The sequence below is a fragment of the Pseudomonas sp. Tof1 genome (assembly GCF_055390395.1).
This window is the reverse complement of record NZ_AP024344.1, coordinates 6,680,815-6,702,569: the sequence shown is the minus strand read 5'-3', so window position 1 is coordinate 6,702,569 and position 21,755 is coordinate 6,680,815. Positions and strand designations below refer to the sequence as shown.

Below are 21,755 nucleotides of genomic sequence, written 5' to 3'. Positions count from 1 at the left end.
ATGAACGCGCAGCCTAACCCTTCGACGACAGAGAGGAAAGTGTCCAAATGTGTCTCGACGTTAACATTTCCTACAAAAGTCGCGACTGCGGCGCCCGGTCGCAGGAGTAAGCACAACTGTCATTCCTTCGTCATAATGGCCGCTTATAACTGCCATGCTCGCCCGCCCGCGCGGCTCAGGAGTCTGCCGTGAGCTTTACCCCCGCCAATCGCCTGTTTCCCGCCACCCGCCTGCGCCGCAATCGTCGCGACGACTTTTCCCGACGCCTGGTGCGCGAGAATGTTCTGACAGTCGACGACCTGATCCTGCCGGTATTCGTGCTTGATGGCGAGAACCGTCGCGAGGCGGTGGCGTCGATGCCGGGGGTCGAGCGCCTGACCATCGATCTGCTGCTCGAAGAGGCGGCGAAGTGGGTCGAACTGGGGATTCCCGCCCTGGCACTGTTCCCGGTGACGCCGGCCGGGCTCAAGTCGCTGGATGCCAGCGAGGCTTGGAACCCGCAAGGCATCGCCCAGCGCGCCACCCGCGCGTTGCGGGAGCGCTTCCCCGAACTGGGGGTGATTACCGATGTGGCCCTGGACCCGTTCACGACCCACGGCCAGGACGGTATCCTCGACGAGGAAGGCTACGTTCAGAACGACATCACCGTCGACGCTCTGGTGCGCCAGGCGCTGTCCCACGCCGAGGCCGGTGCCCAGGTGGTGGCACCCTCGGACATGATGGACGGTCGGGTCCAGGCGATTCGCGAGGCGCTGGAGCTGGCCGGTCACGTCAACGTGCGGATCATGGCCTACTCGGCGAAATACGCCAGCGCCTACTATGGCCCGTTCCGCGATGCGGTCGGTTCGGCCTCGAACCTGGGCAAGGCGAACAAGGCTTCGTACCAGATGGACCCGGCCAACGGCGACGAAGCCCTGCATGAAGTGGCTGCGGACCTCGCCGAAGGCGCCGACATGGTCATGGTCAAGCCGGGCATGCCGTACCTGGACATCCTTTACCGGGTCAAGAATGAATTCAAGGTGCCGACCTTTGTCTATCAGGTCAGCGGTGAATACGCCATGCACATGGCGGCGATCCAGAATGGCTGGTTGAGTGAAGGGGTCATTCTCGAATCCCTGACCGCCTTTAAACGTGCCGGTGCCGATGGCATCCTGACTTACTTTGCCGTTCGTGCCGCTCAATTGCTACGAGAGCAAAAATAGCCCTCACAGGAACACTCGATGAATACCGAAGGACTCAGCGAAGTTGAAGTAAAAGAAGCTCAACCGGTGGTCGAGCAGATCGTCGAAACCCCGCCGGAACTGGAACCGGCGCCGGTGGTGGCCGAGGCGCCGCATGTGGCGGTGCCGTCGGTGGTGGCGATCCCGAACCTGGATGACAGCAGTCTCTACATCCACCGCGAGCTGTCGCAGCTGCAGTTCAACATCCGCGTGCTGGAGCAGGCGCTGGACGAGTCCTATCCGTTGCTGGAGCGGCTCAAGTTCCTGCTGATCTTCTCCAGCAACCTCGATGAGTTCTTCGAGATCCGTGTCGCCGGGCTGAAGAAGCAGATCACCTTCGCCCGCGAACAGGCCGGTGCCGACGGCCTGCAGCCGCACCAGGCGCTGGCACGCATCAGTGAGCTGGTCCACGGCCAGGTCGATCGCCAGTACGCGATCCTCAACGACATCCTGTTGCCGGAGCTGGAGAAGCACCAGGTCCGCTTCATCCGTCGGCGCTACTGGACCACCAAGCTCAAGACCTGGGTCCGCCGCTATTTCCGCGACGAGATCGCGCCGATCATCACCCCGATCGGCCTCGACCCGACGCACCCTTTCCCGTTGCTGGTGAACAAGAGCCTGAACTTCATCGTCGAGCTCGAGGGTATCGATGCCTTTGGCCGCGACTCCGGTCTGGCGATCATTCCGGCACCGCGCCTGCTGCCGCGGATCATCAAGGTCCCGGAAGACGTCGGTGGCCCTGGCGACAACTATGTATTCCTGTCGTCGATGATCCATGCGCACGCCGATGACCTGTTCCAGGGCATGAAGGTCAAGGGCTGCTACCAGTTCCGCCTGACCCGCAACGCCGACCTGGCGCTGGACTCCGAGGATGTCGAGGACCTGGCCCGCGCCCTGCGCGGCGAACTGTTCTCCCGTCGTTACGGCGATGCCGTACGCCTGGAAGTGGCCGACACCTGCCCGAAACACCTGTCGGACTACCTGCTCAAGCAGTTCAACCTGTCCGAGAACGAGCTGTACCAGGTCAACGGTCCGGTGAACCTGACCCGCCTGTTCAGCATCACCGGCCTGGACAGCCATCCGGAGCTGCAATACACGCCGTTCACCCCGCAGATCCCGAAACTGCTGCAGAACAGCGAGAACATTTTCAGCGTGATCAGCAAGCAGGACATCCTGCTGTTGCATCCGTTCGAGTCCTTTACCCCGGTGGTCGACCTGCTGCGCCAGGCCGCCAAGGACCCGCATGTCCTGGCCGTGCGCCAGACCCTGTACCGCAGCGGTGCCAACTCGGAGATCGTCGATGCCCTCGTGGACGCGGCGCGCAACGGCAAGGAGGTCACCGCGGTGATCGAGTTGCGGGCGCGTTTCGATGAAGAGTCCAACCTGCAACTGGCCAGCCGTCTGCAGGCGGCCGGTGCGGTGGTGATCTACGGTGTGGTCGGCTTCAAGACCCACGCCAAGATGATGCTGATCCTGCGCCGCGAGGCTGGCGAGATCGTTCGTTACGCCCACCTGGGCACCGGTAACTACCACGCCGGCAACGCCCGCCTGTATACCGACTACAGCCTGCTGACTTCCGACGACGCTCTGTGCGAAGACGTTGGCAAACTGTTCAGCCAACTGATCGGCATGGGCAAGACGCTACGCATGAAGAAGCTGCTGCATGCGCCGTTCACCCTGAAGAAGGGCATGCTCGACATGATTGCCCGGGAGACCCAGTTCGCCATCGATGGCAAGCCGGCGCACATCATTGCCAAGTTCAACTCGCTGACCGATCCGAAGATCATCCGTGCGTTGTACAAGGCCAGCCAGTGCGGCGTGCGCATCGACCTGGTGGTGCGTGGCATGTGCTGCCTGCGTCCGGGTATCGCCGGGGTTTCGCACAATATCCATGTGCGTTCGATCATCGGCCGCTTCCTGGAGCACACCCGGGTGTTCTACTTCCTCAACGGCGGCGAGGAGCAGCTGTTCCTGTCCAGTGCCGACTGGATGGAGCGTAACCTCGACAAGCGGGTCGAGACCTGCTTCCCGGTCGAGGGCAAGAAGCTGATCCTGCGGGTCAAGAAAGAGCTGGAAAGCTATCTCACCGATAACACCCACAGCTGGAGCCTGCAGTCGGACGGTCGCTACATCCGTAATACGCCAACCGGCAACCAGAACCCGCGCAGTGCCCAGACGACCCTGCTCGATCGTCTGAGCAGCCCGGTCCTCAGCGTACGTTGAGGGTGATGCTGACTCGGGTCAGCCACTCCGCCTCCAGGGCGAAGTCGGCCTGAGTCAGCTGGTTCTGCTCCAGCCAGCCCTTGGGGAATACCACATCCAGGGTATCGCCGTCGGCGCGCAAGGCGACCTGCGGCATTTCCTGGGTGCCGCGGATGTGATGGAACAGGATCGCGAAGCGCAGCAGCACGCACAGGCGAATCAGCTTGATGCCGTCGTCGCCGAACTCGGCGAACTTGTCCTTGGGAATGTTGCGACGATGCCCGCGAACCAGTAGCGCGAGCATCTGCTGGTCTTCCCGGGAGAAGCCGGCCAGGTCGGAGTGCTCGATCAGGTAGGCGCCGTGCTTGTGGTACTGGTAGTGGGCGATGTCCAGGCCGACTTCGTGGACCTTGGCTGCCCAACTGAGCAGCTCGCGCCAGACGCCGTCTTCCAGCTCCCAGTCCTTGGCCACCTGGTCGAAGGCATGCAGTGCCTTGCGCTCGACGCGCACCACCTGCTCCTGGTCGACATGGTAACGCTCCATCAGCGAGGTGAGGGTGCGTTCGCGCACGTCTTCATGGTGGTGGCGGCCCAGCAGGTCATAGAGCACGCCTTCGCGCAGGGCGCCGTCGCAGTGGTCCATGCGCTGCAGGTCGAGGGAGTCGAAGATCGCTTCGAGAATCGCCAGGCCGGCAGGGAAGATGGCGCGGCGGTCCGGCTTGATCCCTTCGAAATCGATCTTCTCGATTTCGCCGAGCTTGAACAGCTTGCGCTTGAGCCAGGCCAGGCCTTCGGCATTCACCTCGCCGTTGCCCTGGCCACCGGCCTTGAGGGCCAGGCCGATGGCGCGGATGGTCCCGGACGAACCGATCGCCTCGTCCCAGGTCAGGCGGTGCAGGGCGTGTTCGATGCTCATGATCTCCAGGCGCGCCGCGGTGTAGGCCTGGGCGTAGCGGGCCGGGGTGATCTTGCCGTCGCGGAAGTAGCGCTGGGTGTAGCTGACGCAACCCATCTGCAGGCTTTCGCGCAGCAGCGGTTCGAAGCGTTGGCCGATGATGAATTCGGTGCTGCCGCCGCCGATGTCGGCGACCAGGCGCTTGCCCGGGGTGTCGGCGAGGGTGTGGGAGACGCCGAGGTAGATCAGGCGGGCCTCTTCGCGACCGGAGATGACCTCCACCGGGTGGCCGAGAATCTTTTCGGCGCGGTGGATGAATTCGGCGCGGTTGCGTGCCTCGCGCAGGGCGTTGGTGCCGACGATCCGTACGGCGCCCAGGGGCATGCCGTTGATCAGTTGGGCGAAGCGCTTCAGGCAGTCGAGCCCGCGTTGCATCGATTCTTCGCTGAGTTTGCGCTCTTCATCGATGCCGGCGGCCAGTTGAACCTTTTCGCCGAGCCGCTCCATGATCCGGATTTCACCGTTCTGGGCCTTGGCCACGACCATGTGGAAGCTGTTCGAGCCCAGGTCGATAGCGGCGATCAGGGAAAGATTCTTGGCTTGGGAATGGGGCATGGTTGAAGGATCTCGGTCGATAACCCCTCCATCGTGCCACGATCAGGCTCTGACGCCAACGTAGGGCGCCCGGGAGCAGCCGGTCAGGGTCGGTTGCGGGGTGGGTGGAACATCATTGCGTCAATTTTCCTACATGAATATGTCACATTCATTACTTGTTTGGCATGGTCAAGGTGACACCGATATCCAAGGCATCCGATTCCGCCTGTTCTTTATTCAACTAACCGATTGCGAACGCTCCGGTTTTTCTGGCGTGGATCAATAGGGAAACTAGCGCCCGGCAATCTTGCCTTGGTGTCAGTTATTTAATTGTTGCTGGCTGTAGAGACTGAAGTGTCCTGGGTGCAGTGGGGTTTCGGTTAAAACAGACGGCCTTGAATAACTCATGCCCGCTAAAAACAGAATGACATGGAGGGGGAAAATGAAGTTGTTATCCAAGTTGACGCTCGGCGCCCTGCTGGTTGCAGTCGGAGGTTATGCCAGTGCCGCTGACCTGCTGGTGACAGGCACGATCATCCCGCCGGCTTGCACGTTGACCCTGCAGAACGGCGGTATTGTCGACTACAAGAAGATTGATGGCGGCTCCCTGAAACCGGACAACTATACGCGCCTGGAGGCCAAGAGCGTGCCGTTCCTGGTCAAGTGCGAGGGTGGCACCCGGGTGGGCGTGAAGACCATCGACAACCGCGCCGGCAGCAAGGTCCCGGGTATCGTGCAGGCGTCCATCAATCCGGGCTACGACGACATCTACAACTATGGCCTGGGCACGACGTCGGGTGGCCAGCGGATCGGCGGCTATGCGTTGATCATCAAGAAGTCCTTGGCCAACTTCCCGTTGGTGAACACCATAGTGTCGGGTAACAACGGACTGAACTGGAAGCGTGGCGACGGTGCCCTGGGCCAGTATCAGAACATCATGTCCTGGAGTGGTTTCATGGCCACTCATCCCGCTTCGGTGGAACGGGTCAGTGGCGTACTGGAAGTTCAGGCGGTCATCAACAAGACTTCCGAGCTTGATATAAAAGAAGCAGTAAGCCTGGACGGTTCGGCAACCCTGGAACTGCGCTATCTCTGAATAACTTGGATTAAAATGGCAACTAACCAGTAGAGAAGAAGCCGGCACGCAAGTGTGTGCCGGCCATCTCGTCATGTCTGTATCAAACGGATCTTAATATATGTTCGCCAGGGAGCGTGTCACTTGGAGACCATGCCTCGTATGCCCTATTTTGCCGGTGCGTTGTTCTTTCTTCTGGGTGTGTTATGGGGGAACGCCCGGGCCGATGGTGTGCAACCGGAAACCACGGTGGTCATTCTCCATGAGGAGGAGGGTCAGGCCAGTATCCATGTGCGCAATACCGAGAGCGGCACGGTCCTGCTGAATTCGGCCATCGAGTCCATTCCCGAGGACCTTGAGGCGCTGGTGGTGGTGGCGCAGCCGGTCTCCCGGCTCGACGGCGGCGAGACGCAGGTGGTGACCTTTCTTGCCATCAACGACCAACCACTCAAGACCCAGCGCCTGAAGCGGGTCACCTTCGAGGGCATACCGCAGCGCAAGTCCGCGGACGGCGCCACGGTAGGTATCAACCTGCGCCAGAACCTGCCGCTGATCCTGCATCCCAGAGGCTTGGCACGCAATGGCGAGCCCTGGAAGGCGTTGACGTGGCACCAGCGCGGATCCAGGCTGCTGGTACGTAATGACAGCCCTTATGTCGTGCGCCTGGCGCCGGAGCTCCAGCTCAACCCGCACAAGACCAGCGTGATGCTGGGCCGCAGTTACGTGCTGCCGGGGGAGGTGCTTGAGATCGAAATGGACCCGGCGCTGCCGAGGAGTACGTCGGTCACTCTGCAGCCGGCAACGGTCTACGGATTTGCGGTAGCCAGCTACGAAGCACCGATTCTTGCCGAAGCACTGTGATGCTTGCATGAGAGCGCCTGAGCGACGAGCCGGTGAGGGCCACGGCCGATGCCTGCCGATTTCCAGGTCGGCCCAGTGGCTGATCAGGGGGCTGGGGCTGGTCTTGCTGGGGTTTGGCGAGCCTGTCTCGGCCCAGAAGAAGGAGGAGGCCGCCGAGGTGGAGTTCGACTTGTCGGTGCTCTCCGGACGCGGCATCGATCCCGCAGTTGCTGATTATTTCCGCCTGGCACCGCGCTTTCGCGAAGGGCAGCAGGTGGTGAATCTGGAGCTCAACGGCGATTCGCTGGGCCTTGCCAAGCTCCATTTCGACCAGGAGGGTCAGTTGTGTTTCACCACGGCGTTGCTGGACAAGGCCGGCTTGAAGCCGACCGCCACCACTGCCGGCAGGGTGCTTGACCAGGACTGCCATGACTTCTTGCAGGCATATCCGCAGGCCCGGGTTTCCCTGCGACCCCATCGCGAGGAGGTGGCCCTGCTGGTGCCGACCCAGGCCCTGCGCGGCCAGCGGCTCGACGAGGGTGCCTACAGCCGTGGCGGTACGGCGGCCTTGCTCAATTACGAGGTGTTGGCGGTCGACACCCGTTCGCAGCAGCGGACCGAACGTTTTCTTTCGGCGGCGACCGAGGCGGGGTTCAATGCAGGCGACTGGGTCGTGCGCAGTCGCCAGTTGCATGTCGCCCACGATGGGAAACGGCAAACGGAGCATCTGTATGCCTACGCGCAACGGGACCTGAACGCCTGGCAGACAACGTTCCAGGCCGGCCAGATCAGCAGCGCAGGGCCGATATTCGCCGGTGTCCCACTCTCCGGTGTGCAGTTCATGCCCGGCGGTTCGTTGGTGGGTCGGGCCGGGCATGGCGTGGTGGTCCGGGGCGTGGCGTTCGATTCATCGCGCGTAGAGGTTCGCCAGTCCGGCGTATTGATCCATACCACCCTGGTCCCCCAGGGGCCCTTCAGCCTGGCCGGTCTGCCGTTGCTCGGCGACAGCGCCGACCTGGAGGTCCGGGTCATCGGCGAGACGGGCGGTGAACAGCGTTTTGTCGTACCTGCGGCATCCTTCCGGGGGCCGCGTCGGTCCCGCCGGGTTACCACCTGGCCCTGGGGCGGCTGCGCGAGGGCGATGGCGACGGTGCGGATGAGCCATTGCTGGCGACCGGTAGCGGCACCTGGGGGCTAGGCCGATTCGGCTCGTTGAGCAGCGGGCTGTTGGCCAGCGACGACTATCGTGCCACCGGTTGGGCGTTCGACAGCCGAGTCTGGGAGCGGGTCGGCCTGGGTTTGCGCAGCACCCTGTCCCAGACGACCCGGCACTCCCTGACAGGGCGGCAGGACAGCCTCTCGCTGAGCAGCCCATTCGTGGCGGATATCGACCTGAGCCTGAGTGCTACCCTGCGCACTGCCGGTTATCGCGATCTGTTCGAGGTGCACAGTGCAGATCGCAATAATGATTCCAGCCTGCGCCTCAGGCGACAGTACACCACTGCACTCGGCTGGTCGGATGCGCAACTGGGCGGTTTCAGCCTGGGCTACTCGCGCAACCTGATGTTCGATGGGCGTTCGTCCCAGCGCCTGCATGGGCTCTGGAGCAGGGACTACCGGTATGCCAGCGTCAACCTGAGTGTCGACTCCAGTGTCGGGCCACGCGAGGGGCGTCATGCGTCGGACCCGGGGCTGGGGATGCGCCTGGGCGTCAGCATCCCGTTGGGTGGGGATCGGCGGATTGGTTCCTACGTCAGTCGTCGCGGCGACCGGCTCAATGTCGGTGGAGATTACCGTGAGCGGGTCAGCGACACCCTGAGCTACGACCTGGGGCTGGAGCGCGATCTCGACAACCGGCAGCAGCTCACCAGGGCCAACCTCAGTCTGCTGCCGCGCTACACCCAGGTAGGGCTGGGGGCGACGCGCCACCCTTCCGGCACCCGTTACAGCGGGCAGTTGTCCGGAGGCGTCGCCCTGCATGGGGGAGGGCTGACGTTCTCGCCCTACGCCATCCAGGAAACCTTCGGGGTGGCCTCGGTGGGTGAGCTGTCCGGCATCCGCCTGGCCACGCCGCAAGGCCCGGTCTGGACCGATTTCAGCGGGCAGGCGGTGCTGCCCGGCCTGTCGGCCTATCGGGAGAGCCAGGTGGAAGTCGACAGCCGCTCGTTGCCGCGGCGTGTCGACCTGATCAATGGGGTGAAGCGTCTGGAGGCCGGGCGCGGGTCGTTCAACCGGGTTGATTTCTCGGTGGTCAGTGCCCGCCGGCTGCTGCTCAAGGTCACCGACGAAAATGCCGAACCGCTGCGTCAGGGAGCATTGGTGTCCAGCGTCGAGGGCGGGCTGCTCACCACGGTCCTCGGCGAAGGCATGGTTTTCCTGAATGATGCCGAGGCTGGGCAGCGACTGAGTATCCGCCTGGCCGAGCATACCCACTGCGTCCTGACTGTCGAACTGGCCGAAGCCGTCGACAACGACAGGCCCTACGAAACGGCCACGGCGGTTTGCCGGGCGATCTGATCCAGAGGACACCGTCATGACTTCTTGCGCCAGCAGCATCCTGCGCCGTTGTTGCCTTGCTCTTGCCTTGTGTTCGTTACCCGTTGCCGCCCATGACTGCACGTTGTCCCTGAGCCAGGCGCAGATTGATCTCGGCTCGCTGCGCCTGGGGAGTCTGCCAATCCAGCCCGGGCAGTCCGAGTTGTCGCTGGGTCTTCGCCGACTGAGCCTGACGATCGTCTGCCCCGGCCCACGGCCATGCTGTTGCGTTTCGAAGGGGCCGCGGCGGGGCCGCAGGCCTACCGTCTGGCTCGGGGCTACTTCACCGTCGGCCTGGGCAACGCCCGGCTGGATGGCGAGCCCGTCAGCCTGGCGGTGGAGGGCCGCCCGGAAGAGCACGGGGCCGATTGGCTGATGGCCCCAGGCCGGACTGTGCGAGTGCTGGCGCAAGGGCTGCCGGCCAAGGGGCGGTTTTTCTCGGCGCAGGTCGAGGTCGAACCGCGCCTGCCCCTGGCCATGAGCCGAGTCGGCGACGAGACCGAAATCCAAGGCCGCGGGCGTTTCGAACTGGTGCCGGGCGAATGAGCGGTCTCAGGCGGGGGTTTCCACGCTGCCGATGAAGTTCGCCAGCTCCGCGGTCTGCGGATTGGCGAACAGCACCTTGGGGTCACCGACTTCATGGACCTTGCCCTGGTGCATGAACACCAGTTTGTCGCCGACTTCCCGGGCGAAGCGCATTTCATGGGTGACCATGATCAGGGTCATGCCGTCCCTCGCCAATTGGCGCACCACGCTGAGCACTTCATTGACCAGCTCCGGGTCCAGCGCCGAGGTGATCTCGTCGCACAGCAGCACTTTCGGCGACATCGCCAGGGCCCGGGCAATCGCCACCCGCTGTTGCTGGCCGCCGGAGAGACGATCCGGGAAGGCATCGAACTTGTCGCCCAGGCCGACCCGTTCGAGCATCTGCCGTGCGAGTTCGGCCGCCTTGGCTTTGGGAACCTTCTGTACCACCTGCGGGGCGAGCATGACGTTTTCGCCCACACTCAGGTGCGGGAACAGGTTGAACTGCTGGAACACCATGCCGACCTTCTGCCGTAGGCTGCGCAGGTCGGCACGGGCCGCATCGAGGTATTCGCCGTCGACCTCGATCACGCCGTCGTTGATCGATTCCAGGCCGTTGAGGGTGCGCAGCAGGGTGCTCTTGCCCGAGCCGCTGCGGCCGATAATCGCCACCACCTGGCCTTGCTCGACACTCAGGTCGATGCCCTTGAGCACATGATGGTCGCCGTAGTACTTGTGCAGGGCGGAAATTCTAAGAAGCGACATGCAGTCTCCTTTCCAGGTAGCGCGCACTGAGGGACAAGGGGTAGCAGAGGAGGAAATAGCCGACGGCCACCAGGCCGTAGACCATGAAGGGTTCGAAGGTGGCGTTGGCGAGCATGCCGCCGGTCTTGGTCAGTTCGGTGAAGCCGATGATCGAGGTCACCGCGGTGCCCTTGATCACCTGCACCGAAAAGCCCACGGTCGGTGCGATGGCGATGCGCAGTGCCTGCGGCAGGATCACGTGGCGCAGTTGTTCGTAGCGGTTGAGCGCCAGGCTGGCCGAGGCCTCCCACTGGCCGCGGGCGATGGATTCGACGCAGCCGCGCCAGATCTCCGCCAGATAGGCGCCGGTGAACAGGGTCAGGGCGATGGCGGCCGCCAGCCAGGGCGAGATGTCCACCCCGAGCAGGGCCACGCCGAAAAACACCATGAACAGCTGCATCAGCAGCGGCGTGCCCTGGAACAGTTCGATATAGGCGCGGGCCAGGCCGCGCAGCAGGGGCTTTTCGGCAATGCGCAGCACCATCACCAGCAGGCCGAGCAGGCCGCCGCCGAGGAAGGCCACCAGCGACAGCACCAGGGTCCACTGCAATCCGCTCAGCAGGTTGTTGAGGATGTCCCAGAACGTGAAATCCATCAGCGACTCCTCGACAGGTAGCGCCGTCCCAGCCAGTTGAGCAACTGGCGGATCAGCAAGGCCATGCCCAGGTAGATCAGGGTGGTCAGGGCATAGGTTTCAAAGGCGCGGAAGTTGCGCGACTGGATGAAGTTGGCGGCGAAGCTCAATTCCTCGGTGGCGATCTGCGAGCACACCGCCGAGCCAAGCATGACGATGATGATCTGGCTGCTCAGGGCCGGCCAGACCTTGCCCAGCGCCGGGCGCAAGACCACATGGCGGAAGGCCTCGAAGCGGCTCATGGCCAGGGCCGCGGCGGCTTCCAGCTGCCCGCGGGGAATCGCCTCGATGCCGGCGCGGATGATCTCGGTGCTGTAGGCGCCGAGGTTGATCACCATCGCCAGCACCGCCGCCTGCCACTCGGAAATCTGCAGTCCCAGGGACGGCAGGCCGAAGAAGATGAAGAACAGTTGCACCAGGAACGGCGTGTTGCGGATCAGTTCCACATACACCCCGAACAGGGCCGAGAACGGCTGGATCTTCCAGGCACGCACGGCTGCGCCGAGAATGCCGAGACCGACTCCCAGCAGGGTGCCGATGGCGGTCAGCTCCAGCGTGAACAGGGCGCCGCGCAGCAGCAGATCGGCGTTGTGCAACACCGGCAGAAAGTCGAACTGATAAGCCATGGAGCGGGCCTCGGGAAAACCGGATCAGAGATCGGCGGGCAACGGTTGCTTGAGCCATTGCTGGGCGTTCCTGTCCAGGCTGCCATCGGCCTTGGCGGCGCTCAGGATCTGGTTCACCTTGTCCAGCAAGGCCGGCTCGTTCTTGTTCACGCCGACATAGACCGGGGAGTCCTTGAGCTTCACCTTCATCGCCGGCACCCGTTTCGGGTTGCGTTCGGAAATGGCCACCATCACCACGTTGCCGCTGGCGATCAGGTCGACCTGGCCGGCGAGGTAGGCGGCGATGGTCGAGTTGTTGTCCTCGAAGCGCTTGATCGTCACGCCCTGGGGCGCCACGGCGGTCAGTTCGATATCCTCGATGGCGCCACGGGTGACGCTGATGGTCTTGCCCTTGAGGTCATCCAGGCCATTGATCGCGGCTTCGGGCGGGCCGAACACCGCGAGGTAGAAGGGCGCGTAGGCCCGGGAGAAGTCGATGACCTTTTCCCGCTCGGCGTTCTTGCCGAGGCTGGAGATCACCAGGTCGACCTTGCCGGTGGTGAGGAACGGGATGCGGTTGGTGCTGTTGACCGGGGTCAGTTCCAGCTTGACCTTGAGCTGGTCGGCCAGCAGTTTCGCGGTGTCGATGTCCAGGCCACGGGGTTTCATGTCCGGCCCGACCGAGCCGAAGGGCGGGAAGTCCTGGGGCACGGCGACCTTGAGTGTGCCGCGGGCGACGACATCGTCCAGGCCATTGGCATGGGCGACTGCCTGGCCCAGCATCAGGCTGGCGAAGAGGGCGGCGAGCAGGGCGTTGAAGCCTTTGGTCATGGCGGATCTCCGAATGCGAAAAGGGGAGGGTTACGGTTCGATATGCATTGCACAGCCCATGCCATACCGTGCGAAAAGCCCTGTATTCCGGGCCTCGTCAGGGTTTTCATGGTCTTACTGGTCTGAACAGTTGCTATTCTTTTCGCACCGTTATCGCGCATGGGTCATGGGGCGCGAACCAGTGCTGGGCGTGACTTGCCGCCCGCCTGTAATAGCTTTACAACTAGCGCTTTATCGGACCTTCCAGCCTGGGCACCATGAACTCGATTTCCCGCGCCGTACCTGAAGTGGCGCTGCAAGCCATTCGTAAATTGATCAGCGAGGAGGGCTACGGCCCGGGCGACGCCCTGCCCTCGCAGCGTGACCTGGCGCAGCGCCTGGGATCAGCCGGGCGTCGCTACGCGAGGCACTGTCGTCCCTGAGTGCGCTGGGGGTGATCAGCGTGCAGCCGGGCAAGGGGGTGTTCGTCCAGGCGCAGGGGCAGGCGCCGTCCGGCAGCGGGCTGGCCTGGCCGTTCGCGGCCCAGGCTTCGGCCGAGGACATTTTCCAGTTGCGCTATGCCCTCGAAGGGTTTGCCGCCGGGCTGGCGGCGGTCACGCTGACGGCGGATGAGCTGGATATCCTGCAGGACAATGTCGACGCCATGCGTGCCGAGCTGCTCGCCGGGGACTTCGAGGCTGCCGCCCGGCTGGATTTCGACTTTCACCGGCGGATCCTCCTGGCCAGCGGCAACCAGGCCATGGTCGGCATTCTCAGTGCCACGGCCGAATTGTTCCTGGAGAGCCAGAAACTGCCGTTCATCCGGGCCGAACGGGCCATGGAAACCTGGCAGGAGCACCGCAAGATCCTCCGGGCTTTGGCCCGGCATGCGGCGGGGCCGGCGCAGAAGGCCATGCAGGAGCATGTGCGCAATGCGGCGCTGCGCACCGGGATCGCTTTCGTCACGCCGGCCTGATTCTGCGTTGCACGGAGCGGGGCATCGGCCCCACAGTGTGCACACAGGATTTTTGTAGTCACCCGTACCTTGTGAGAGCAGGATCCATCGGCGAAAGCGCCGGTACAATCACCGCCACCCCTGGGCTTTCTTGACCGCTTGTCGGCTGTGAGTCCAGGACAGTTGGCTCCCACGGATTGGGTGATACTCAAACTCATGGAGTACCATAGTTAGACTCAATCATCTGCGGCTTCCTGTACGTAGGAAGGGCGGCTATGATGGGCAACGTTTTTTTGGGTTTACCACTGCGGAGAATTCCATGAGCAGCCATCATCACCACCACCTTATCAAGCACGTCACCGACGCGTCCTTCGAAGCAGACGTCCTGAAGGCCGAAGGCCCTGTGCTGGTTGACTACTGGGCTGAGTGGTGCGGTCCTTGCAAAATGATCGCTCCGGTCCTGGACGATATCGCCGCTCACTTTGAGGGCAAGCTGACCGTCGCCAAGCTGAACATCGACGAAAACCAGGATACTCCGGGCAAGCACGGTGTGCGTGGTATCCCGACCCTGATGCTGTTCAAGAACGGCCAGGTCGAGGCGACCAAGGTCGGCGCCCTGTCGAAGTCGCAGTTGCAAGCTTTCCTCGACGCGCACCTCTGATCGTCGTTAAAAGGCCCCGCAAATAGCGGGGCTTTTTCGTTGTTTGGGGCTAGACTCTGTGAAATGCAGGTGTTACATTCGGCCCCGCACTGGTTTCGCCATTGCCCCCTGCTAGCCGTCGCCGACGCTCTCCTTTTCGAACAAGTACGCGATCCTGTCGCCTTCTCTGCGGCGCGGCCTCATTAAGCCAAAAGCTTAATTTCCCCCCTCCATAAATGATTACGTCATTCCTATATGAATCTGACTGAACTCAAGCAAAAGCCGATTACCGAACTGCTCGAATTGGCCGAACAGATGGGCATAGAGAACATGGCCCGTTCGCGCAAGCAGGATGTGATTTTCTCCCTGCTGAAAAAGCACGCGAAAAGCGGTGAGGAAATCTCCGGTGATGGCGTGCTGGAGATCCTCCAGGACGGCTTCGGCTTCCTTCGTTCTTCCGACGCGTCCTACCTGGCCGGCCCTGACGACATCTACGTGTCGCCGAGCCAGATCCGTCGTTTCAACTTGCGCACCGGTGACACCATCGTTGGCAAGATCCGCCCTCCAAAGGAAGGCGAGCGTTATTTCGCCCTGCTCAAGGTCGACACGATCAACTACGATCGTCCGGAAAACGCCAAGAACAAGATCCTGTTCGAAAACCTGACGCCGCTGTTCCCCAACGAGCGCCTGAAGATGGAAGCCGGCAACGGTTCCACCGAAGACCTCACCGGCCGCGTCATCGACCTCTGCGCCCCGATCGGCAAGGGCCAGCGTGGCCTGATCGTCGCCCCGCCGAAAGCGGGCAAGACCATCATGCTGCAGAACATCGCGGCCAACATCACCCGTAACAACCCGAGTGCCACCTGATCGTCCTGCTGATCGACGAGCGTCCGGAAGAAGTGACCGAGATGCAGCGCACCGTACGGGGTGAAGTGGTTGCCTCGACCTTCGACGAACCGCCGACCCGTCACGTGCAGGTTGCCGAGATGGTCATCGAGAAGGCCAAGCGCCTGGTCGAGCACAAGAAGGACGTGGTGATCCTGCTGGACTCCATCACCCGTCTGGCCCGCGCCTACAACACCGTGATCCCGAGCTCCGGCAAGGTCCTGACCGGTGGTGTCGATGCCCACGCCCTGGAAAAACCGAAGCGTTTCTTCGGTGCCGCGCGTAACATCGAGGAAGGCGGTTCGCTGACCATCATCGCCACCGCGCTGGTCGAAACCGGCTCGAAGATGGATGAAGTGATCTACGAAGAGTTCAAGGGTACCGGTAACATGGAACTGCCCCTGGACCGCAAGATCGCCGAAAAACGCGTGTTCCCGGCCATCAACATCAACCGTTCCGGTACTCGCCGCGAAGAGTTGCTGACGGCCGACGACGAGCTGCAGCGCATGTGGATCCTGCGCAAGCTGCTGCATCCGATGGATGAAGTGGCGGCCATCGAGTTCCTGGTCGACAAGCTGAAAACGACCAAGACCAACGATGAGTTCTTCCTGTCGATGAAGCGCAAGTAAGTCGAACAGAGCAGAAAAGCCGGGGAAACCCGGCTTTTTGCTGTCTGGACGCGGCGCGGACCGTGCCAGGGCAAGTGTTCGCTTGCACGATATCGGGGCGAACCGGGTACACTGCCCACCCCGAACGCCACGGACCCTACGAGGCTCACGCATGCAGTATCGCGACTTGCGCGACTTTATCAGCGGCCTGGAACAGCGCGGTGAACTCAAGCGCATCCAGGTTCCGGTGTCCCCCATTCTGGAAATGACCGAGGTCTGCGACCGCACCCTGCGGGCCAAGGGCCCGGCGCTGCTGTTCGAAAAACCCAGCGGTTTCGATATCCCGGTGCTCGGCAACCTGTTCGGCACCCCGGAGCGGGTCGCCCTGGGCATGGGGGTCGACGATGTCGGCGAACTGCGGGAAATCGGCAAGCTGCTGGCCTTCCTCAAGGAGCCGGAGCCGCCCAAGGGGCTCAAGGACGCCTGGTCCAAACTGCCGATCTTCCGCAAGATCATTGCCATGGCGCCCAAGGTGGTCAAGGACGCGCCCTGCCAGGAGATCGTCCTCGAGGGTGACGACGTCGACCTCGGCAAGCTGCCGGTGCAGCACTGCTGGCCAGGCGACGTGGCGCCGCTGATCACCTGGGGCCTGACGGTCACCAAGGGGCCGAACAAGGATCGCCAGAACCTCGGCATCTACCGCCAGCAGGTGATCGCCCGCAACAAGGTGATCATGCGCTGGCTCAGCCACCGTGGCGGGGCGCTGGATTATCGCGAATGGTGCGAGAAGCATCCGGGCCAGCCGTTCCCGGTCTCGGTGGCGCTCGGGGCGGACCCGGCGACCATTCTCGGCGCGGTCACGCCGGTGCCGGACAGCCTGTCCGAGTACGCCTTCGCCGGCCTGCTGCGGGGCAACCGCACCGAACTGGTGAAGTGCCGGGGCAATGATCTGCAGGTCCCGGCCACCGCGGAAATCGTTCTCGAAGGCGTGATCCACCCGGGCGAAATGGCCCCGGAAGGCCCGTATGGCGACCACACCGGCTACTACAACGAGGTCGACGACTTCCCGGTGTTCACCGTCGAGCGCATCACCCACCGGATCAAGCCGATCTACCACAGCACCTACACCGGGCGACCACCGGATGAGCCGGCGATCCTCGGAGTGGCACTGAACGAAGTGTTCGTGCCGATCCTGCAGAAGCAGTTCCCGGAAATCACCGACTTCTACCTGCCGCCCGAGGGCTGCTCGTACCGCATGGCGGTAGTGACCATGAAGAAGTCCTACCCTGGCCATGCCAAGCGCGTGATGCTGGGTGTCTGGTCGTTTTTGCGACAGTTCATGTACACCAAGTTCGTTATCGTCACCGACGACGATATCAATGCCCGGGACTGGAACGATGTGATCTGGGCCATCACCACGCGCATGGACCCCAAGCGCGACACGGTGATGATCGACAACACTCCGATCGACTACCTCGACTTCGCCTCGCCGGTTTCCGGCCTGGGTTCGAAGATGGGGCTGGATGCCACCCACAAGTGGCCCGGCGAAACCACGCGCGAGTGGGGCCGGGTGATCGTCAAGGATGAAGCCGTGACCCGGCGGATCGATGCCATCTGGAATCAGTTAGGAATAGATTGATGCGTGTGACCTTGCAGCCCTCCGGAGCCGTGCTGGAGATACGACCCGGCGAGCGGATTCTCGATGGTGCCCGGCGGCTGGGCTATGACTGCCCGCAGAGTTGCCGCAATGGCAATTGTCACGTCTGCGCGGCGTTGCTGGTGGAAGGCCGGGTCGCGCAGGCGGGCGCTGTCCGTGACCATGGCGAGTTCTACACTTGTATCGCCGAGCCCCTGGAAGATTGCGTGGTGCTTTGGGATGGTGTCCTGGCCCTGGGAGAGTTGCCGGTGCGTAGCCTGGCGTGTCAGTTGACCGAATGCGTCGAGATCGGCGGCGATGTCTGGCGGGTTCGCCTGCGGGCGCCGGCGGGCAAGCCGCCGCGTTATCACGCCGGGCAGTACCTGATGATCGAGCGTGACAACGGCGAGAAATCGGCGTTTTCCCTGGCCTCGGCGCCACACTCCGGGCGTGACCTGGAACTGCATGTGCTGGTGCGCGAAGCCAGTGCGCGCCGGTTGATCGAGCAGTTGCAGCGCAACGGCATGGCGCGGGTCGAACTGCCGTTCGGCGATACCCACCTGGCCGAACTGCCGGATGCGCCGCTGGTGCTGATCGCCGCCGGGACCGGCATGGCGCAGATGCACAGCCTGATCGAGCACTGCCGTTCACGCGGGTTCGAACACCCGGTGCACCTGTACTGGGGGGTGCGGCGGCCCGAGGACTTCTATGAGCTGGAACACTGGGACGAGTGGCAGAAGCTGCCGAACCTGTTCCTGCACAAGGTGGTCAGCGACCTGTGCGGCTGGGAAGGGCGCTGCGGCATGCTGCACGAGGCGGTCTGCGAGGACATTGCCGACCTGTCGAGCGTGCGGGTCTATGCCAGCGGCTCGCCGGCGATGATCTACGCAACGCTGGATGCGCTGGTCGAGGCGGGGATGGATGCGCACCAGATGCGGGCGGATGTCTTCGCCTACGCGCCGAGGTCCTGATTGGCGATGGCCTGTTCGCGGATAAATCCTGCTCCCACCAGCGCTCGCGCCGTGCATGACTCCTGCGAGCGACGCTGACACTGTGAGAGCCGGATTCATCTGCGAACAGGGCCAGCACTCTCCACCCATGATCAGAACCTGACCCCCGTGGTGATCATCGCCGCATTGAACCCCAGCAGCACCAGTTCGGCCGCCACCGGCCCGTAGTAGGTGCCCACCGACGGAATCAGCACCGGCGCCACGCCCAGGCGGTTCAGCGGAATCTTGTCGCGGTACTCGCCGCGATAGCCCTGCAGCAACCCACCCGTCACCTTCGCGTACAACGGATAACGTGCGCTGTCGAAGCGCTGCCCGACATAGCCGTAGTACGAGCGCTGGCTGAACGAGTTGCGAAAAGTCGCGGCGCCGTACAGCCATCCCGACCCGTCATGACGTTCCAGGCCAAGCAGGTCCTGATGATTGTTGTGTTCGGGAGCGGGTGAATAGTGCCGGGAGTACAGACTGGTCTGGGCATACCAGAAGCCCTTCTCTGCGGTGGACTCCTGGGCGGCGAGCACGGCGCTGGCCGTTCCCAGCGAGAGGACAAGCACTGCGGCGAACATCGATCGATTCATGGGGCTGACCTCTCTGGGACGCGGTTATTCGAGAAGTTGGCCGTTATACGGAGCCTGACCCCGGCTCGTCAGCTCTTGCTATCTGAAAGGTCTGTAGGGTTTTTTACTAATGCAGTGTTTAGCTTATCCATATTCGATTCTGATATTTAATTTATTTATTACATATCATTAGGCTATATGTCATCGGACTACCGGCCTGTATCAGCCAATCATCAACACAATGACCGACACCGTTCGCCACACGGACCGATCGTGCGAACTCGGGGCATGAAGCCCCGACTTTGGATTCCAAGGGGAGCGGTATGGGGAGCAACACGCAACACCGGCTGTACTCGGCGATTTTGTCCGCTCATTTGCTGACCGCCGCAGGCGCGATGACTTTCACCCAGGCGGCCGCCGCCGATTCGAATGACACCACGGCCGATGCGCCGAAACTCGATACCGTCATTGTCACCGGTACCCGCGCCCAGGAGCGCACGGCCAGCGGTTCGCTGTCGCCGATCGACGTGATCAGCGGCGACAGACTGCGCAGCAGCGGCTCGGATGAGCTGGGCACGGTGCTGGCGCGGCTGATTCCCTCCATCAACTTCCCGCGCCCGTCGCTGGTGGATGGCGCCGAGCTGGTGCGCCCGGCGCAACTGCGCGGGCTGTCGCCGGACCAGGTACTGGTGCTGGTCAACGGCAAGCGTCGGCACACCAGTGCCTTCGTCAATCTCGGTGGTGCGGTGGGGCGTGGCTCGGCACCGGCCGACCTGAATGCGATTCCGATTTCGGCGGTCGACCATATCGAGGTGCTGCGTGACGGCGCCTCGGCCCGCTACGGCTCCGATGCGATTGCCGGGGTGATCAACGTGATCCTCAAGAGCGCCGACCACGGCGGCTCTGTTTCCAGCAAGTTCGGCGAGTACAAGAAGGGCGACGGCATTCACCGTCAGCTCGACGGCAACAGCGGCTTCACCCTGGGCGACAATGGCTTCTTCAACCTTTCCGGTGAGGGTTCCGACAACGACTACACCAACCGTGCCGGCAAGGACTACCGCCCGGCCAGCGTCGGTTCGACGACTTATGGCCAGCAGGTGTTCCGCCAGGGCGAGCCGGCTACCAACGAGGGCAAGGTGCAGTTCAACTCCGCCTACAGCTTCAACGAGGCCGCCGAGTTCTACGGCTTTGGCGGCTACAGCAAGCGTCGGGGCGAAACCGCGGCGTTCTACCGGGCGAGCAACGCCTCGAACAACATTCCGGCGATCTTCCCCAACGGTTACCTGCCGCTGATCCACGGCAATCTCGAGGACACCTCGCTGGTGCTTGGCCTGCGCGGCCTGCTGGCGGACGACTGGCACTACGACCTGTCGGTCAACTACGGCAAGAACGAGTACGAACTGCGCACGGAAACCATCAACACCTCGCTGGGCCTGAACACGCCGCGCAAGTTCGACAACGGCACCCTGAGCAACGACCAGCGCCAGCTGAACTTCGACCTGTCGCGAGAGTTCAACCTCGGCTGGCTGCCCTATCCGGTGTCGCTGGCGCTGGGCGCCGAATACCTGCGCCAGGGCTACCAGATCAGCGCCGGCCAGCCCGAGTCCTACTACCAGAGCGGCAGTTCCGGCCTGGGTGGTTTCCGCGCCGCGGATGCCGGCAGTTACTCGCGGCACAACTTCGCCCAGTACCTGGACCTGGAGACCCACTTCACCGAGAAGCTCAGCGCCTCGGCGGCGGTGCGCCATGAGGACTACAGCGATTTCGGCTCGAACGTCAGTGGCTCGCTGTCGGCGCGCTACGATTTCACCCCGCAGGTGGCGGTCCGCGGCAGCATTTCCAACGGCTTCCGGGCGCCGTCCCTGGCCCAGCAGAACTTCACCTACACCTCGTCGCAGCTGATCGGGTCGACCGTCCAGGAAGCCGGCACCTTCGCCGCCAACAGCCAGGTGGCGCGCCTGCTCGGGGCCGAGGACCTGAAGGCGGAGAAATCGCGCAACTACAGCCTCGGCCTGGTACTGGAGCCGGCGGACAACCTGACGGTGACGGCCGACTTCTACCGGATCGACATCCGTGACCGCATCAGCCTCTCGTCCAACCTGGTGCTGAACAACGCCGCGATCAACTACCTGCAGGCCAACGGTGTCGGCAACATCAACTACACCAGCGCGCGTTACTTCACCAACGCCACCAATACCAGCACCAACGGCATCGACCTGGTGGCCAACTATCGTTACCTGCTGGATAACGGTGCGCGCTGGAACAGCACCCTGGGCTACAACTACAACCGGACCAAGGTCACCGATGTGAAGGACAACCCGGCGATCCTCAATCAGTTGGGGGTCAACCTGGTGCGGGTGGATCGTCGCGAACGGCTCGGCCTGCTCGGCGACACCACGCCACGGCACAAGCTGACCTTCGGCAACGACCTGAGCTTCGGCAACTGGGTGCTGCACAGCAACCTGACCCGCTATGGCTCGTTCACCAGCTACCAGGCCGATGCGGTCAACGACCAGACCTTCAAGGCGGCCTGGCTGCTGGATCTGGCGGCGGACTACAAGCTCAAGCAGTGGACCTTCACCCTGGGCGGCGACAACGTCACCGACAAGTACCCGGAAAGGCTCAGTGCCTTCGCCAACAGCGGCGGCAACCTGGCCTATAGCACTTATTCGCCGTACGGTTACAGCGGCGCGTTTTATTACGGTAAAGTGACTTACAACTGGTAACT

General features: G+C 63.0%; 17 protein-coding genes and 2 pseudogenes. 13 read left to right on the top strand and 6 right to left on the bottom strand.

All coding sequences use genetic code 11. The features are described from left to right. Positions 1 to 188 precede the first annotated feature (188 nt). Both hemB and ppk1 read left to right on the top strand, forming a co-directional pair. The gene (hemB, locus tag ACZ5KU_RS30255) at positions 189 to 1,202 is read left to right on the top strand and encodes a porphobilinogen synthase (RefSeq protein ID WP_054058486.1); all 1,014 of its coding nucleotides are present in this window, start codon (positions 189 to 191) and stop codon (positions 1,200 to 1,202) included. 18 nt (positions 1,203 to 1,220) lie between these two features. Then, the gene (gene ppk1 / locus ACZ5KU_RS30250; RefSeq protein WP_416770951.1) at positions 1,221 to 3,443 is read left to right on the top strand and encodes a polyphosphate kinase 1; all 2,223 of its coding nucleotides are present in this window, start codon (positions 1,221 to 1,223) and stop codon (positions 3,441 to 3,443) included. On the opposite strand, the gene ppx is transcribed toward ppk1, so the two are convergent. Next, on the bottom strand, positions 3,430 to 4,932 hold the full coding sequence (gene ppx, locus ACZ5KU_RS30245) for an exopolyphosphatase (RefSeq protein WP_054058488.1): 1,503 nt from the start codon (positions 4,930 to 4,932) through the stop codon (positions 3,430 to 3,432). The two genes, ppk1 and ppx, sit on opposite strands and share 14 nt — an antisense overlap. A 421-nt stretch (positions 4,933 to 5,353) precedes the next feature. Here ppx and ACZ5KU_RS30240 point away from each other — a divergent pair, with 421 nt between their 5' ends. From ACZ5KU_RS30240 to ACZ5KU_RS30220, 5 genes are all read left to right on the top strand, one after another. Beyond that, positions 5,354 to 6,007, top strand: a complete 654-nt coding sequence (locus tag ACZ5KU_RS30240) for a DUF1120 domain-containing protein (protein WP_416770949.1) — start codon at positions 5,354 to 5,356, stop codon at positions 6,005 to 6,007. 141 nt (positions 6,008 to 6,148) lie between these two features. Then, positions 6,149 to 6,847: a fimbria/pilus chaperone family protein gene (locus ACZ5KU_RS30235; protein WP_081005957.1), complete on the top strand. Its 699-nt coding sequence runs from the start codon at positions 6,149 to 6,151 to the stop codon at positions 6,845 to 6,847. Positions 6,848 to 6,854: 7 nt separating this feature from the next. Then, a complete protein-coding gene (locus ACZ5KU_RS30230) occupies positions 6,855 to 8,024 on the top strand; it encodes a fimbria/pilus outer membrane usher protein (protein ID WP_464736643.1) in 1,170 nt (389 codons plus the stop codon). After that, a complete protein-coding gene (locus ACZ5KU_RS30225; RefSeq protein ID WP_464736642.1) occupies positions 7,991 to 9,343 on the top strand; it encodes a fimbria/pilus outer membrane usher protein in 1,353 nt (450 codons plus the stop codon). The genes ACZ5KU_RS30230 and ACZ5KU_RS30225 overlap by 34 nt, the downstream gene beginning before the upstream one ends. Before the next feature lie 237 nt (positions 9,344 to 9,580). Continuing rightward, positions 9,581 to 9,907, top strand: a complete 327-nt coding sequence (locus tag ACZ5KU_RS30220) for a hypothetical protein (RefSeq protein WP_464736641.1) — start codon at positions 9,581 to 9,583, stop codon at positions 9,905 to 9,907. Between the two features lie 6 nt (positions 9,908 to 9,913). On the opposite strand, the gene ACZ5KU_RS30215 is transcribed toward ACZ5KU_RS30220, so the two are convergent. Genes ACZ5KU_RS30215 through ACZ5KU_RS30200 form a run of 4 tightly spaced genes read right to left on the bottom strand, consistent with a single transcriptional unit; the run spans position 9,914 to position 12,760 of the window. Beyond that, positions 9,914 to 10,651 (bottom strand): amino acid ABC transporter ATP-binding protein, encoded by a 738-nt coding sequence (locus tag ACZ5KU_RS30215; protein ID WP_464736640.1) that lies wholly within the window; start codon positions 10,649 to 10,651, stop codon positions 9,914 to 9,916. Continuing rightward, positions 10,638 to 11,288, bottom strand: a complete 651-nt coding sequence (locus tag ACZ5KU_RS30210; RefSeq protein ID WP_081005959.1) for an amino acid ABC transporter permease — start codon at positions 11,286 to 11,288, stop codon at positions 10,638 to 10,640. The genes ACZ5KU_RS30215 and ACZ5KU_RS30210 overlap by 14 nt, the downstream gene beginning before the upstream one ends. After that, positions 11,285 to 11,950: an amino acid ABC transporter permease gene (locus tag ACZ5KU_RS30205; protein WP_464736639.1), complete on the bottom strand. Its 666-nt coding sequence runs from the start codon at positions 11,948 to 11,950 to the stop codon at positions 11,285 to 11,287. The genes ACZ5KU_RS30210 and ACZ5KU_RS30205 overlap by 4 nt, the downstream gene beginning before the upstream one ends. A 24-nt stretch (positions 11,951 to 11,974) precedes the next feature. Then, positions 11,975 to 12,760 (bottom strand): transporter substrate-binding domain-containing protein, encoded by a 786-nt coding sequence (locus ACZ5KU_RS30200; protein ID WP_054058494.1) that lies wholly within the window; start codon positions 12,758 to 12,760, stop codon positions 11,975 to 11,977. Between the two features lie 257 nt (positions 12,761 to 13,017). Here ACZ5KU_RS30200 and ACZ5KU_RS30195 point away from each other — a divergent pair. The 5 genes and pseudogenes from ACZ5KU_RS30195 (at position 13,018) to ACZ5KU_RS30175 (ending at position 18,434) form a co-directional block, all read left to right on the top strand. Continuing rightward, positions 13,018 to 13,715 (top strand): annotated as a pseudogene (locus ACZ5KU_RS30195) (FadR/GntR family transcriptional regulator). A 298-nt stretch (positions 13,716 to 14,013) separates the two neighbouring features. Beyond that, positions 14,014 to 14,355, top strand: coding sequence for a thioredoxin TrxA (gene trxA / locus ACZ5KU_RS30190; protein WP_054058496.1), 342 nt, complete (start codon positions 14,014 to 14,016; stop codon positions 14,353 to 14,355). 234 nt (positions 14,356 to 14,589) lie between these two features. Continuing rightward, positions 14,590 to 15,848: pseudogene (gene rho, locus ACZ5KU_RS30185) on the top strand (transcription termination factor Rho). Positions 15,849 to 15,999: 151 nt separating this feature from the next. Then, complete coding sequence (ubiD, locus tag ACZ5KU_RS30180; RefSeq protein ID WP_464736638.1) at positions 16,000 to 17,466, top strand: 4-hydroxy-3-polyprenylbenzoate decarboxylase; 1,467 nt, start codon at positions 16,000 to 16,002, stop codon at positions 17,464 to 17,466. Continuing rightward, positions 17,466 to 18,434, top strand: coding sequence for a CDP-6-deoxy-delta-3,4-glucoseen reductase (locus ACZ5KU_RS30175; RefSeq protein ID WP_273825860.1), 969 nt, complete (start codon positions 17,466 to 17,468; stop codon positions 18,432 to 18,434). Before ubiD ends, ACZ5KU_RS30175 begins: the two co-directional genes overlap by 1 nt. 131 nt (positions 18,435 to 18,565) lie before the next feature. Here ACZ5KU_RS30175 and ACZ5KU_RS30170 read toward each other — a convergent pair whose 3' ends face one another. Beyond that, entirely contained in the window at positions 18,566 to 19,048 is a 483-nt protein-coding gene (locus tag ACZ5KU_RS30170) for a hypothetical protein (protein ID WP_054058500.1), read from the bottom strand. A 302-nt stretch (positions 19,049 to 19,350) separates the two neighbouring features. Here ACZ5KU_RS30170 and ACZ5KU_RS30165 point away from each other — a divergent pair, with 302 nt between their 5' ends. Then, complete coding sequence (locus tag ACZ5KU_RS30165; protein ID WP_464736637.1) at positions 19,351 to 21,753, top strand: TonB-dependent receptor plug domain-containing protein; 2,403 nt, start codon at positions 19,351 to 19,353, stop codon at positions 21,751 to 21,753. Positions 21,754 to 21,755: the final 2 nt, after the last annotated feature.

Bases quoted from the DNA above. Each gene is read 5' to 3' on its own strand.
- ACZ5KU_RS30200 (WP_054058494.1), bottom strand. From the start codon at position 12,760: ATGACCAAAGGCTTCAACGCCCTGCTCGCCGCCCTCTTCGCCAGCCTG.
- ubiD (WP_464736638.1), top strand. From the start codon at position 16,000: ATGCAGTATCGCGACTTGCGCGACTTTATCAGCGGCCTGGAACAGCGC.
- ACZ5KU_RS30170 (WP_054058500.1), bottom strand. From the start codon at position 19,048: ATGAATCGATCGATGTTCGCCGCAGTGCTTGTCCTCTCGCTGGGAACG.
- ppk1 (WP_416770951.1), top strand. From the start codon at position 1,221: ATGAATACCGAAGGACTCAGCGAAGTTGAAGTAAAAGAAGCTCAACCG.
- ACZ5KU_RS30165 (WP_464736637.1), top strand. From the start codon at position 19,351: ATGGGGAGCAACACGCAACACCGGCTGTACTCGGCGATTTTGTCCGCT.
- ACZ5KU_RS30215 (WP_464736640.1), bottom strand. From the start codon at position 10,651: ATGTCGCTTCTTAGAATTTCCGCCCTGCACAAGTACTACGGCGACCAT.
- ACZ5KU_RS30240 (WP_416770949.1), top strand. From the start codon at position 5,354: ATGAAGTTGTTATCCAAGTTGACGCTCGGCGCCCTGCTGGTTGCAGTC.
- trxA (WP_054058496.1), top strand. From the start codon at position 14,014: ATGAGCAGCCATCATCACCACCACCTTATCAAGCACGTCACCGACGCG.
- ACZ5KU_RS30230 (WP_464736643.1), top strand. From the start codon at position 6,855: ATGAGAGCGCCTGAGCGACGAGCCGGTGAGGGCCACGGCCGATGCCTG.
- ACZ5KU_RS30205 (WP_464736639.1), bottom strand. From the start codon at position 11,950: ATGGCTTATCAGTTCGACTTTCTGCCGGTGTTGCACAACGCCGATCTG.
- ACZ5KU_RS30235 (WP_081005957.1), top strand. From the start codon at position 6,149: ATGCCCTATTTTGCCGGTGCGTTGTTCTTTCTTCTGGGTGTGTTATGG.
- ppx (WP_054058488.1), bottom strand. From the start codon at position 4,932: ATGCCCCATTCCCAAGCCAAGAATCTTTCCCTGATCGCCGCTATCGAC.
- ACZ5KU_RS30175 (WP_273825860.1), top strand. From the start codon at position 17,466: ATGCGTGTGACCTTGCAGCCCTCCGGAGCCGTGCTGGAGATACGACCC.
- ACZ5KU_RS30220 (WP_464736641.1), top strand. From the start codon at position 9,581: ATGCTGTTGCGTTTCGAAGGGGCCGCGGCGGGGCCGCAGGCCTACCGT.